The sequence below is a fragment of the Pseudomonas sp. PDM25 genome (assembly GCF_019219045.1).
Classification (GTDB): Bacteria; Pseudomonadota; Gammaproteobacteria; order Pseudomonadales; family Pseudomonadaceae; genus Aquipseudomonas.
In genome coordinates, this window is record NZ_JAHUWL010000007.1 from 339,230 (window position 1) to 353,122 (window position 13,893).

9 protein-coding genes are annotated in these 13,893 nt (G+C 59.9%); 6 read left to right on the forward strand and 3 right to left on the reverse strand.

Translation table 11 applies throughout. The features are described from left to right. Positions 1–18 precede the first annotated feature (18 nt). Together KW848_RS15845 and KW848_RS15850 are read left to right on the forward strand one after the other, a co-directional pair. Positions 19–717 carry a DUF1266 domain-containing protein gene (locus KW848_RS15845; RefSeq protein ID WP_218537406.1) on the forward strand — a complete coding sequence of 233 codons (699 nt, stop codon included), beginning with the start codon at positions 19–21 and terminating at the stop codon, positions 715–717. Then, complete coding sequence (locus KW848_RS15850; RefSeq protein WP_218537407.1) at positions 714–3,383, forward strand: DUF805 domain-containing protein; 2,670 nt, start codon at positions 714–716, stop codon at positions 3,381–3,383. Before KW848_RS15845 ends, KW848_RS15850 begins: the two co-directional genes overlap by 4 nt. Here the strand turns inward: KW848_RS15850 and KW848_RS15855 are convergent. The 3 genes from KW848_RS15855 to KW848_RS15865 all read right to left on the reverse strand — a co-directional run bounded on the left by KW848_RS15855 (position 3,380) and on the right by KW848_RS15865 (position 9,553). Further along, complete coding sequence (locus KW848_RS15855; protein ID WP_218537408.1) at positions 3,380–5,071, reverse strand: molecular chaperone HscC; 1,692 nt, start codon at positions 5,069–5,071, stop codon at positions 3,380–3,382. The genes KW848_RS15850 and KW848_RS15855 overlap by 4 nt on opposite strands. Before the next feature lie 248 nt (positions 5,072–5,319). Then, the gene (locus KW848_RS15860) at positions 5,320–8,598 is read right to left on the reverse strand and encodes an EAL domain-containing protein (protein WP_218537409.1); all 3,279 of its coding nucleotides are present in this window, start codon (positions 8,596–8,598) and stop codon (positions 5,320–5,322) included. A 64-nt stretch (positions 8,599–8,662) separates the two neighbouring features. Beyond that, the gene (locus KW848_RS15865; protein ID WP_111450539.1) at positions 8,663–9,553 is read right to left on the reverse strand and encodes a LysR family transcriptional regulator; all 891 of its coding nucleotides are present in this window, start codon (positions 9,551–9,553) and stop codon (positions 8,663–8,665) included. A gap of 146 nt (positions 9,554–9,699) precedes the next feature. On the opposite strand from KW848_RS15865, the gene leuC reads away from it, so the two are divergent. The 4 genes from leuC to leuB all read left to right on the forward strand — a co-directional run bounded on the left by leuC (position 9,700) and on the right by leuB (position 13,824). Continuing rightward, on the forward strand, positions 9,700–11,118 hold the full coding sequence (gene leuC, locus KW848_RS15870) for a 3-isopropylmalate dehydratase large subunit (RefSeq protein ID WP_008151269.1): 1,419 nt from the start codon (positions 9,700–9,702) through the stop codon (positions 11,116–11,118). Positions 11,119–11,128: 10 nt separating this feature from the next. After that, entirely contained in the window at positions 11,129–11,773 is a 645-nt protein-coding gene (gene leuD, locus KW848_RS15875) for a 3-isopropylmalate dehydratase small subunit (protein WP_024164598.1), read from the forward strand. 138 nt (positions 11,774–11,911) lie between these two features. Continuing rightward, a complete protein-coding gene (locus tag KW848_RS15880; protein ID WP_111450538.1) occupies positions 11,912–12,679 on the forward strand; it encodes a class I SAM-dependent methyltransferase in 768 nt (255 codons plus the stop codon). A 62-nt stretch (positions 12,680–12,741) separates the two neighbouring features. Next, complete coding sequence (leuB, locus tag KW848_RS15885) at positions 12,742–13,824, forward strand: 3-isopropylmalate dehydrogenase (protein ID WP_218537410.1); 1,083 nt, start codon at positions 12,742–12,744, stop codon at positions 13,822–13,824. The last annotated feature ends 69 nt before the right edge of the window (positions 13,825–13,893 follow it).

Consider the following 13,893-nt stretch of genomic DNA (forward strand, 5'->3'; position numbering starts at 1 on the left):
GGCCCGGAGCTTTTTTTCATGGACGAGATACAACAGCGTTGGCTGTGCGGTCTTTCTGCGCCAATGGTAGCCCTTAATCCTCGCGCGAATTACGACGAGCCTGCTTTCTACTCCGATCCGCAATTTATCGACCTGCAATGCAGCTGGGGCATCAATGACCGGTCGCAGTTGTTGGGCATGCTCGAAAGAATGACCGATAACGGTCACGCCACACATCTCGAAGGGGCGTATCGCTCCTGGCAGCGCTGTTTGCCCAGTGAGTGGCAGGCTTTGCTCGAGACACTAGAGCCGCGTGAGCGCGTCTTGCATGAGTTTGCCAGTCGTACCTATGACGGCTGCGGGGCGGGTGGTATTCAGGCGTGGGATTTGGGGCGTATGGGGTTTCTCCTGCGTTGCGGAGTGCGCAACGAGTGGATCGATCTCTCCGAGAGCCTCTGGCTGCATTGTCGACTGGCAGTCAGGGCGCAATACCACTACGGCAGCTGGTTTTCTTATTTCAATGGATTTCTGACCGGCCGCTCATTCTGGGGCTGCCTGAACAGCAGTGACCCTACGCTCGCTTACGAACTGGATCGACAAGGGGAGTTTTCGAGCAGTCTGCGCATCGCTCACGGCCTGAACCAGAACATGCCTGCTTTTCTGGCCGATTTGCCCTGGCATCTGGACCTCAATCCGCCGCCACGCCCGGCGTCCCTAGGGGAGTTCGACTGGTCATGAGTTGCTGGATACGTTTGGGCATAGAGCCCACCAAAGACCAAACGCTGATTAGAGATGCTTACCGCGCGCGTCTGCCGGAGCATCATCCGGAGAGTGATCCGCAGGGCTTTCAGGCACTGCGTGAAGCTTATGAAAGCGCTACCCGCTTCGCCCGGTTCGAGGAGCCCGAAATCGAAGATGAGGGCGCTGGCGCGCCCGAAATCCCGCAGACCGTAGTGGATTTTTACGCGTTGCTCGAAGATCCGGCGCGTCGCTTCAATCTGCAAGCCTGGCAAGCGTTTGTTAAAGCGTTGGATCAGTTGCCGCTGGACGCGCTTGATGACCTTAGTTGGGGGCTATTCCATCCGTTGGCCAACGCCGGGCCACTGTCTTATCGTTGTGCAAACCTGTTGGCGCAACGGATGGCCTGGGAACACCAGTTGCTGGATCTGGAGTTCGACCAGGCGAAAGAAGTCGAAGCGTTTCTGCAGCGCATCAGGTTGCCGGACCCGTTCGACACCACACTGATGAGTGGCTGGTCTGAGCCTGCACAGACGGAAACCCTCTGGTATGCCCGCAGCCTCGACTACATCTTCGATCATCGTCCGCTTCATGAATTCGAAGACTTCGCCAGCCATCACACATGTTTGCCGTTGCCGGCGGACGAAGCATTTATCAAGCGGTTGCTGGTGCGGTTCACTCAGGCGGGTATCGGTGGTACAGGTCTGCAACAGCTGTGTGTCGAACAACATGCGCAAGCGCCAGACGATGTCGACTGGCTTTATTTGTTGGCGTGCCAAACCAGTTTGCTGGGGCTGGAGGATCAAGCGCTGCCTTGCTGGATCCGGCTCTGGCAGGAACATCGTCACCCGAAGGCCGAATGCCGCTTGCTGGAGCTTTGCGCCAAGCGTCAACCGGGCTTTCTCGCGCTGTTGATTCAGGCGTTTGATCGTCTGGAAAACTTCCGCGATTGGTCCTGTGACCTCGACGATGTCACTCAAGAATATGGCAGCCCTTCACAGCGTCCCGAAACACTGGCCCGCTGGCTTGGGGCTGGGCAACTCAACTTGCAAGGTTTGACGGCCGCATTTGTCGACTGGCGGATGACGGGGGATGAGCTGCCTCTGTTGGCATTGCTTCTAGGGGAGCATGCTGATTCTCGCTTACAACGCCTGTATTGGTATGCGTGGGCCTTGCATCGTGGGGATGCGGGCTTGTTGCAACACATACTGGATGAACCGCACCCGGTCGATGCCCTTGAAGGCCTGGTGCTGAGCGGGTTCAAGTATCAGGCAGAGCAGCAACTTTGCTGGTTGAATCAGGCACCAATCCCGTTGGCGATGAAGGCCTTTCTCAACAGTCGTTCAGTTCAACCGCAATTGGCCGAGGAACTGACGAAGGGCGAGCCGCACAAGATTTGCCGCCTGTGGCTGCGCAGGCTGCGGGTTTACGATCAGTCTGCGCTGGAGCGGACCGATCAGGCATTTGATCTGCATGACGCAGAGGCGGACGTAAACTTGCGGGATTTGAGCCTGCTGGTCCAGTTGGGGCAGCGGGGCGCGGTTCTGCCGGTCATTACGCAAGGTGAGGCGCAGTGGCAATGGCACGCTCAAACGATGTTCCTGCTGGCGTTGCTCGACCAGCCAGAACGTTGGCTAACGTTGATCGATTCGCACTGTCTGGAGCGGCTGGAGGTCAATTCGGCTCATCCCCTGAGTCGCCTGCAACCGTTACTGCGGCGTTTGCAACGTGAACAAGGTAACTGCGCCGGTTTACTGGGGTGGCTGCAAGGTACCGATCCGGTTCATGGTTTGCTCGTGCAGAAATTGTTCAATGTTCAACAGGCGCTCGACAGTGCAGCGCTGCCTGGCAATGTACAACTCTATACCTGCATTGAAAGTGATCCTGAGGCGTGCGGCGAGGATTTGCTGGGGCTGATGCTGCTTTGGGGGGTGCTGTATCACGATCCGGGCCTGGATGCCGAGCAACATCGCGCACTGCTGCAATCCATCGCCGCCATCAGTTGTGAAGATGATTGGTTCGAAGCGTTTCGTGACGGTTTGATCAAAGGGGACCCTGTGTGGCCGCCTCGCAAAGTGTTGACGGATTTCGGCGTCGACAAGCTGCTGGTCTACGAAGTCCTCGATATGCTGAGAGGCCTGGTTCGTTATGGTGCGGCGGGTGTGCCGAGAACCAAGGTGCTACGGCAGTTGCAGCGTGGCAAGGATGATGTTGCGAACAGCGTGGGCCTGCGTCTGGCATTGAGTGCATTGCTGTCCTGGAGCGAACGCCTGCTGCTGGCCAAAAGCGACAGCCGCCCAACGCCATCCGCTGCTTTTTGGCGCCTGGGTTCGCGGCTGGGGCGCAGCGCATTTATCGGACAGGTGCTGGGATGCATGCTGATCACCCTTGTCGTGATGATATTCAGCGGCACCCCCGCTGTGCTGTTGCTGGGCGTCGCGTTTCTACTCAGTGCTGTATTAAGGCGCCTGCATGACCTCGGTCGCGGAATTCCCACGTTGCTGATTTGCTGCTGCCTGGCACCGGTGTTGCCGTTTCTGCCGCTGGTGTTGTTCGCGTTTCCCGGTGACAAACTGCCCAACCGCTATGGCGTGCCACTGGATAGCGCGGGTGAAGACGCACTGCCCGGTGGTTTGCAGGCCACCCTGCGGCGGCTCAATGGTTAAAGGCGGAGTTGGTCCAGCGCCTTATTGAGTTGTGACCGATGGCTGGCAATCTCCACGGATTGCTGGCCACCGAGCACGGCGGTAAACGCATCCAGCCAACCGGCAATTTGTTCACGCTCATCGCCCAGGCTTTGCATCCAGGCACGCTCCAGTCGCGCCAGCAGGGTGCGATTGGGCAGCGCATCGCGCGGGTGAATTTTCAGGGCGGTGAGACGTTCATGGCTGTTTTGCCGTGATTGCTGATCAAGCCCGGTGGGACTGCGGTCGATGCTGTGGCTGTGGCGTTCACCGCTGGCCAGCAAGGTCACATCGACTTCGAGCAAGCCATTGATGTCGTAACTGAAGCGTACATCCAGGGCTTGTGTCTGGTCGCCGGGTGTCACGGGTACGTCGAAGGTATCGATGAAAATATTGTCGCGTACCCACGGCCGCTCACCCTGATAGACCGCAATGCGGATAAACGCCTGCTGTGGATGCGTCGTGTAAAAGCGTTGCACCCGGGAGGTCGGGATGACGGTGTTGCGCTCGATGATGGGAGAGAAGGCGCCGCTGACGTCTTCACCGCGACTCGTCGAGATGCCCAGCGTGTAGGGGCAGACGTCGGTCAGGATCAGTTCCTCGATGGCACCATCGCGGGCCTTGCACGCGGCTTGGGTGGCCGCCCCCAGCGCGACAATCGTGTCCGGGTCGAGGTGGCGATAAGGCAGACGCCCGAAGAGTGTGGCAACCATTTGCTGCACCGCGGGCATCCGCGTGGCGCCGCCGACCAGCACCAGGCTGTCGAGGTCCTTGGGCTTCAGTCGGGCATCGCGCAGGGCTTGTTCGATGGGGGCGCGCAAGCGGGCCAACAGCGGCTCCCAGATATTCAGCGCCGCCGCTTCATCCAGTGACCATTCGCGCAACTCGCCGGCACCGTTCCAGATCAGTTGCTGCGCGCCTTCTGGGAGCTTGCATTTGAGTTGCTCAAGGGCGTCGCCGAGGCTGGCCAGGCCCTGGGCATCAATCATCTGTGCAGTGAGTTGCCAGTCTTTCAGGCAGGCCTGGATCAACGCCGCGGTAAAGTCTTCGCCTCCGAGGAAGTTGTCGCCGGTGGAGGCATGGACCTCGATCAGTGGCAATGCGTATTCCAGTACCGTGACATCAAAGGTGCCGCCGCCCAGATCGAAAATCAGCGTGCGCTCGAATTTTTGCTCGTGCAGCCCATAAGCCATGGCGGCGGCGGTAGGTTCATTGATCAAGCGCGACACCACCAGGCCGGCCAGTTCGGCGGCAAACAGCGTGCGCTTGCGTTGCTCGTCACTGAAGTAGGCCGGCACCGAGATCACCGCCTCGTGCACCGGGTGGCCCAGCCAGGCTTCGGCATCCTGCTTGAGTGAACCGATCACCAGCGCCGACAGTTCTTCCGGGCTGAATTGCCGACCGCCCAATTCGAACTGCTTGTCACTGCCCATGAAACGCTTGAACGCCGCCACCGTGCGTTCTGGATGGGTCGTCAGGCGGGCGCGTGCCGCGTTGCCAACCAAAATGCTGTCGTCCTCATCGAGGCTGACGACGGAAGGGGTGAGAAATTCGCCGAGGGCGTTGGGAATCAACTGTGCCCGACCTTCCTGCCAAACGGCGATCAGGCTATTGGTGGTCCCAAGATCGATACCCAGCAAAGCCGGGCGGGGGAGGGTTGCATCCTGCATGATTGATCTCTTTGAGGCGGTGTAAAAAATCGCGACCCTACAGGTTGAACGAAAAACTGGCAATTGCCCGGGTCAACGCCACTGTGTAGCAGCTGTCGAGCCGCGCGAGGCTGCGTTCGGCTGCGAAGCAGTCGTGAAATCAGGTGATGCAGTGTGTCAGTAACACCGAGTGCATAAGTTTTACGACTGCTGCGCAGCCGAACGGGGATAAATCCCCTCGCCACTACGCAGCTGCTACGAGGTCCGCGTCATTTGAGCAGTTTCTGGAAGTCCTCCGCCGGCAGCGGCGGGCTGTGCAAATACCCCTGATAGAAATGGCAGCCCAGCCCCTGCAAGAATTCCAGCTGCTCCGGCGTCTCTACCCCTTCGGCAATCACTTTCAATTCCAGGCTGCGGGCCATGGCAACGATGGCGCGGATGATCTCGGCGTCGTTGGGGTCGGTGGTGGCGTCGCGGATGAACGATTGGTCGATTTTCAGGGTGTCGACCGGCAGACGCTTGAGGTAGGTCAGCGAGGAGTAACCGGTGCCGAAATCGTCCATCGCGAAACTCACGCCGAGTTTTTTCAGGCTGCGCATTTTTTTGATGGTGTCTTCCAGGTTCTGGATCACGATGCCTTCGGTGATTTCCAGTTTCAGCAGCGAGAAGGGCAGGCCGTGGCTTTCGAGGCTGTGTTCGATGCGTTCGACAAAGTCATTCTGACGAAATTGCCGTGGGCTGATGTTGACGCACAGGCTGAAGTCCAGCGGATTGACCAGGCCTTTGGCGATTAGTTGTTTGAAGGCGCTGCAGGCTTCGTCGACGATCCAGGTACCCACTTCCAGAATCAGCCCGCTGTCCTCCAGCACCTTGATGAATTCGGTGGGGGATTGCGCGCCGAGTTCTGGATGGTTCCAGCGCACCAGCGCTTCGGCGCCGACGATGCGGTCGTTCCGGGCGTCGACCTGAGGCTGGTAATGCACGCGGAACTCACCCCGGGAAAGGGCCAGGCGCAGGTCGGTTTCCATGCGCAAGCGTTCGCTCGCCGCCTTCTGCATGGTGTTGTGGTACATCTGCGCGGTGTTGCGGCCCGAATCCTTGGCCCGGTAGAGGGCGATGTCGGCGCGCTTGAGCAGGTCGGTCGGGGTCGAACCGTGATCGGGAATCAGCGCGATGCCAATGCTCGGGGTGACTTGCAGGCGTTGTCCGTCGAGAAACATCGGCTCCGACAGCAATTCACGCAAGGTGTCTGCCAGTTGCAGGACTTGCTCGCTGACCTCGTTGCGCGAGCCTTCGAGTCCGCTGAGCAGCACCACGAATTCGTCACCGCCCAGACGCGCGACGGTGTCTTCCATGCGCACGCTGGCTTCGAGGCGCGCGGTGATGATTTTCAGCACGGTATCGCCCACCGGATGACCGAGCGAATCATTGATGTGCTTGAAGTGATCAAGGTCGAGAAACATCAGGGCGCCGCGCAGGTTGTGGCGCTTGAGCAGGGCAATCTGCTGACTCAGGCGATCCATCAGCAGGGCGCGGTTGGGCAGGTTGGTCAACGGGTCGTGGTAGGCCAGGTGGCGGATCTGCGCTTCGGCATTTTTCAACAGGCTGACGTCCCGCGCGGTCAGCAGCAGGCAGGCGGTTTCGTTGAGGGTGATCGGTTCTACCGAGACTTCGACGGTCAGCAACTCGCCGCGTTTATTGCGCCCGAGCATTTCCTGGTGATGCACCCGGCCCTTGATCTGCAGTTCGGCGAGCAGCGCCGAACGTTGTTTTTCCTCGGCCCAGATGCCGACCTGATACACCGTGCGCCCAACCACTTCATCGGCGCGGTAGCCGGTCAGGCGGCAGAAACCGTCGTTAACCTCCAGATAACGCCCGGTGTCGCGCTCGGTGATGGTGATTGCGTCGGGGCTGGAGTGGAAAGCCTTGGCGAACTTCTCTTCACTGGCCTTGAGCGCGGCTTCCGAGCGTTGCTGCTGAGTGATATCGCGCAGGGTGGTGACGATGCACGGCTGATCGCCGACGCTGATCTGGCGGCTGGAAATCACGCAGGTCAGGGCTTGCCCGTCTTTGTGCTGAACGAGGATCGCCACGTTGTTCAGACCCTGTTCGCGGATGACCTGCTCGATCCGTCGCAGGCTTTGCGCCGAAGCGTCCCATAGTCCGATTTCGTCGGCGACGCGGCCAATCACATCGGCGGCGCTCCAGCCGAAGGTCTGGGTGAAGCTGGAGTTGATCTCGATAAATTGGCCGGTGTCCTGACGGGTCACGCAAATCGGGTCCGGGCTGACCTGGAACAGGGTGGCGAACTTCTCTTCGGACGCCACCAGCAGCTGTTCGCGCTCCACCTGATCGGTGATGTCGAGCAGGGTGCCGGCCATGCGCAGCGGAGCACCGTTTTCATCGCGATAGAGTCGGGCGCGGCTTTCCAGGTAGCGCGAGCTGCCATCCGGCAATTGCACGCGGTAGGTCAGTTGATAATTGCCGGCCGGGCCTTCTCGCAGGCTGCGATAGGCATCACGCATGGAGCCACGTTCTTCGTCGGGCACACCTTCAAAAAACTCGTCGAAGGATTCATGGAAGGGTATGGCTTCCAGCCCATGTAGCTGGGCGGCGCGTGCCGAGCCGTACAGCATGCCGCTGGGGATGTGCCAGTCCCAGGTACCCAGTTGCGCCGAATCCAGAGCAAGGTCGAGCCGCTCCTGGCTGTCTTTCAGGGCAAGCTCGGCGGCTTTGCGTTCGGTGGTGTCCAGAAATGTGCTCAGCAGGTACGGCTGGCCTTCGAGTTCAACTTTTTGTGCGCTGAGGATGCCGTCGTGGATCTGGCCGTTGCTGGCACGAAATTGCACCTCCATGTTGATCAGTTCGCCCTTGGCCTTGGTGGCTTTGACCAGTTGCGCCCGTTGCTCCGGATGCACCCAGAGGCCCAGTTCCAGGGTGGTGCGACCAATAGCGTTCTGTACTGGCCAGCCAAACAGGCTTTCGAAATACTGGTTGGCTTCGCTGATCAGGCCGTCTTCCTGGCGAGTCAGCAGGACCATGTTCGGACACAGGTGGAACAGCGTGGCGAAGCGTTTTTCCGAGCTGCTCAACGCCTGTTCGCGCTGGCGCTGGTGGGTGATTTCGCGGATGACGCCGATCATCCGTGGCCGGCCGTGTTTGTCCGGCAGCAGGCTGCCGTTGATTTCCAGCCAGTGCAGGCTGCCGTCGGGCCAGCGGATGCGGTGATGCATCGCCTGTTCCAGCGGGGCGCCGGCGATCACCGCGTCGAAGGCGCGAATGGTTTTCGCCCGATCCTCTGGCGGCAGCAAGTCGAGGTATTCCAGATCCGCCGGCAGCGGTTGCCGGGGATCGAAGCCGAACAGCGCCTGGGTACCCCGCGACCAACTGATCTGCCCGCGCTCGATGTCCCAATACCAAGCGCCCAGATGTGCACCGTTGAGGGCTGCCAGCAATTGTGGGGCGCTTTCCCAGCTCTGCTCGGACCGTTTTGGGTCAAGCGCCTGTATACGCGGCATCGGCGGAATACGGTCAACAGATTTCGGCATTGGCAAGCCTTGGCTGAGTGAGGTGTCAGGTCAGTGACTCGAGGCCCTATAGACGTAGCACAGCTTAGCCGAGAGTTCCTGGCAGATCGATTTGTGCATCCAGCAAGGCCATGAAGGCTCGCGCCGCATTCGATAGTGTCCTTTCTGTGTGCAGGATATAGCCTAGCTGGCGAGTGAGTTGTATGCCCGGTAAAGGTATTCGGGCCACTTGATCGTCAAGCATAGTGCGCGGCAACACGCTCCAGGCCAGGCCGATCGAGACCATCATCTTGATGGTTTCCAGATAATTCGTGCTCATGGCGATGTTTGGCGTCAGGCCTTGAGCTTCGAACAGGCGCCGGACGATGTGGTGAGTAAAGGTGTTGCCACCGGGGAAAACCGCCGGGTGCAGGGCAATGTCCGCCAGGCTGACCGGGCCGTGGCTGATCAGCGAGTGCTCCGGGGCGACCACGAAGTCCAGCGGGTCGTCCCACACCGGCGTGGCCTTGACCAATGCGTGGGGCTCCGGCGCCAGGGTGATGACCGCCAGTTCGGCGCGGCCATGGAGGATTTCTTCGTAGGCCACTTCCGAATCGAGGAACTGAATATCCAGCGCAACTTGCGGGTAACGTCGGGTGAACTCCCTTAATAAGGGGGGCAAGCGGTGCAGCCCGATGTGGTGGCTGGTGGCCAGGGTCAGGCGGCCGGACACTTCGCCGGTCAGATTGGTCAGGGCGCGGCGCGTGTCGTCCAGCACATTCAGAATCTGATAGGCCCGCGGCAGCAAGGCGCGTCCAGCCTCGGTCAGGCTGACTTCACGGCCCAGGCGATCGAACAGGCGCACCTTCAATTGCTGTTCCAACCCGGCAATTCGCTTGCTGATGGCCGGTTGCGTCAGGTGCAGCCGTTCGCCAGCGCCGGAGAAGCTACCGGTCTCGGCAATCGCGATAAAAGCATTGAGGTTGGCGAGGTCCATTGCAGTATTCCAGTTGGTTATCCAAAGCATAAAAAATATGAATTTGAGTTATTTAATGTAACCCCCTAGGATCGACCTCACAAGCCAAGGGGTTATTGAATCTCTCAAGATCCAGGGCATAGAAACACGCTGATGAGGACCGTCTGATGGCCGGCAAAACGCTTTACGACAAGCTTTGGGATTCCCATGAAGTGAAACGGCGCGACGATGGGTCGTCGCTGATCTATATCGACCGCCACATCATCCATGAAGTGACTTCGCCCCAAGCTTTCGAAGGCCTGCGACTGGCCGGGCGCAAGCCTTGGCGCGTCGACTCGATCATCGCGACTCCGGACCACAACGTACCGACCACTCCGGATCGCAAGGGCGGCATTGAAGCGATTACCGATCAGGTCTCGCGTTTGCAGGTTCAGACCCTCGATGACTACTGCGACGAATATGGCATCACCGAATTCAAAATGAATGACGTGCGTCAGGGCATCGTTCACGTGATCGGTCCTGAGCAGGGCGCCACCTTGCCGGGCATGACCGTGGTCTGCGGCGACTCGCACACCTCGACCCACGGCGCGTTTGGCGCATTGGCCCACGGCATCGGGACTTCCGAGGTCGAGCACGTGTTCGCCACGCAATGCCTGGTGGCCAAGAAAATGAAAAACATGCTGGTGTCGGTCGAAGGCAAATTGCCGTTCGGCGTGACCGCCAAGGACATCGTGCTCGCGGTGATCGGCAAGATCGGCACCGCCGGCGGCAACGGCCACGCCATCGAGTTCGCCGGCAGCGCCATTCGCGATTTGTCCGTCGAAGGCCGCATGACCATCTGCAACATGTCCATCGAAGCCGGCGCTCGTGTTGGCCTGGTGGCTGCCGACGAAAAAACCGTGGCTTACGTCAAGGGCCGTCCATTTGCCCCGAAAGGCGCGGAATGGGACATGGCGGTCGAAGCCTGGAAAGACCTGGTGTCCGACGCTGACGCCGTGTTCGACACCGTGGTCGAGCTCGACGCTACTCAGATCAAGCCGCAAGTCAGCTGGGGCACCTCGCCCGAGATGGTCCTGGCGGTGGATCAGAACGTGCCGGACCCGGCGAAGGAAATGGACCTGGTCAAGCGCGGCTCCATCGAGCGCGCCTTGAAATACATGGGTCTGAGCGCCAATCAGGCGATCACTGACATTCAACTGGATCGCGTGTTCATTGGTTCCTGCACCAACTCGCGGATCGAAGACTTGCGCGCTGCAGCGGTGATCGCCAAGGGCCGTAAAGTCGCTTCGACCATCAAGCAAGCCATCGTCGTGCCGGGCTCGGGCCTGGTGAAGGCGCAAGCCGAGGCCGAAGGCCTGGACAAGATTTTCCTCGAAGCCGGTTTCGAGTGGCGTGAACCGGGTTGCTCGATGTGCCTGGCGATGAACCCGGACCGTTTGGAGTCGGGCGAGCATTGCGCCTCGACCTCCAACCGCAACTTCGAAGGGCGTCAGGGCGCCGGTGGCCGTACGCACCTGGTCAGCCCGGCCATGGCCGCGGCGGCTGCCGTCCACGGTCGTTTCATCGACGTTCGCGAACTGATCTGAGGAACCGCACATGAGAGCTTTTACCCAACACACCGGTTTGGTCGCGCCATTGGACCGTGCCAACGTCGACACCGACCAGATCATTCCGAAGCAGTTCTTGAAGTCGATCAAGCGCACCGGTTTTGGTCCGAACCTGTTTGACGAATGGCGCTACCTGGACGTGGGCTATGCCTACCAGGACAACTCCAAGCGTCCGCTGAACAAGGACTTCGTGCTCAATGCCGAGCGTTATCAGGGCGCCAGCGTGCTGCTGGCCCGCGAGAACTTCGGTTGCGGCTCCAGCCGTGAACACGCGCCATGGGCGCTGGAAGAGTACGGTTTTCGCAGCATCATTGCGCCGAGCTACGCCGACATCTTCTACAACAACAGCTTCAAGAACGGCTTGTTGCCGATCATCTTGACCGACGCTGAAGTGGATGAGTTGTTCCAGCAAGTCGAGGCGAATCCGGGTTACGAGTTGACGGTCGACCTGCAAGCCCAGACCGTCACCCGGCCTGATGGCAAGGTCTACAGCTTTGAACTTGACGAGTTCCGCAAGCATTGCCTGGTCAACGGCCTGGACGACATCGGCCTGACCTTGCAGGACCACGAAGCGATTGCGGCGTTTGAAGCCAAACACCGTGCGAGCCAGCCGTGGTTGTTTCGCGACGTTTGATTCTCGGTAGGTAGTGCCGGCCTCATCGCGAGCAGGCTCGCTCCCACAGTGGATTTGCGGCGTACACAAAACCCCTGTGGGAGCGAGCCTGCTCGCGATGACGGCAGCCCCTACAACACAAAATATCAGGACATTACGATGACCAGCACCGCCCAGCACAGCCAAGTCGTACAAAAGCAATTCGGTGAACAAGCCTCGGCCTATCTGAGCAGCGCCGTACACGCTCAGGGCACCGAATTTGCGTTGCTACAGGCAGAGCTGGCAGGGCAGGGCGATGCCCGGGTGCTGGACCTGGGTTGCGGCGCCGGACACGTGAGTTTTCATGTGGCGTCGTTGGTGAAAGAAGTGGTGGCCTACGACCTGTCCCAGCAAATGCTCGACGTGGTCGCCGCAGCGGCGATTGATCGTGGTTACAGCAATGTCACGACGGTCAACGGCGCCGCCGAGCGCCTGCCATTCGCCGATGGCGAATTCGATTTCGTCTTCAGCCGTTATTCGGCGCACCATTGGAGCGATCTCGGCCTGGCCCTGCGTGAGGTTCGCCGGGTGCTGAAGCCGGGCGGCGTGGCGGCCTTCATCGATGTGTTGTCACCGGGCAGTCCGTTGTTCGACACTTACCTGCAAAGCGTCGAAGTGCTGCGCGACACCAGCCATGTGCGCGATTATTCCGCCGGCGAGTGGTTACGTCAGGTCAGCGAAGCGGGGTTGCATACCCGTAGCACCACCCGTCAACGGCTGCGTCTGGAGTACACCTCCTGGGTCGAGCGCATGCGCACACCAGAAGTGATGCGCGCCGCGATTCTGGAGTTGCAGCAATCGATGGGCAACGAAGTGCGCGACTATTTTGAGATTGAGGCCGATGGCTCGTTCAGTACAGATGTACTGGTGCTGATGGCTGAAAGATAAGCGTCAAACGAATTTTTCCGGGCGTGCCCCAAGGGCACACCGACTGATGACATGAGGAAAGCATGAGCAAGCAGATTCTGATTCTCCCAGGTGACGGTATTGGCCCGGAAATCATGGCCGAAGCGGTCAAGGTGCTGGCGCTGGCGAACGACAAGTACAGCCTGGGCTTCGAGCTGAGCCATGACGTGATCGGTGGCGCTGCCATCGACAAGCACGGCGTGCCGCTGGCTGACGAAACCCTGGATCGTGCACGCGCAGCCGACGCTGTACTGCTGGGCGCCGTGGGTGGCCCGAAATGGGACACCATCGAGCGTGACATCCGCCCTGAGCGCGGCCTGCTGAAAATTCGTGCGCAACTGGGCCTGTTCGGCAACCTGCGTCCGGCGATCCTGTACCCGCAACTGGCCGAGGCTTCGAGCCTGAAGCCTGAAATCGTGGCTGGCCTGGACATCCTGATCGTCCGTGAACTGACCGGCGGTATCTACTTCGGCGCGCCACGTGGCACTCGCACCCTGGAAAACGGCGAGCGTCAGGCTTACGACACCCTGCCGTACAGCGAAAGCGAAATCCGCCGTATCGCCCGTGTCGGTTTCGACATGGCCATGGTTCGCGGCAAGAAGCTGTGCTCGGTGGACAAGGCCAACGTGCTGGCTTCCAGCCAACTGTGGCGTGAAATCGTCGAGGAAGTGGCCAAGGATTACCCAGAAGTCGAACTGAGCCACATGTACGTCGACAACGCCGCCATGCAGTTGGTGCGCGCACCGAAGCAGTTTGACGTGATCGTCACCGACAACCTGTTCGGCGACATTCTTTCCGACCAGGCGTCGATGCTCACCGGTTCCATCGGCATGCTGCCGTCGGCGTCCTTGGATACCAACAACAAAGGCATGTACGAGCCGTGCCACGGTTCGGCGCCGGACATCGCTGGCAAAGGCATTGCCAACCCGTTGGCGACCATTTTGTCGGTGTCGATGATGCTGCGTTACAGCTTCAATCTGCAGGATGCGGCCGATGCGATCGAGAAGGCCGTCAGTCTGGTATTGGACCAAGGCCTGCGTACGGGCGACATCTGGTCGGCCGGTTGCACTAAAGTCGGTACGCAGGAAATGGGCGACGCAGTAGTCGCCGCGCTGCGGAATCTGTAATCTCTCTGGCCCGCTGCAACTTTCACTCTTGAAAGCAGCGGCCCACTTTTTAAAGAAGGTGTAGTTGCG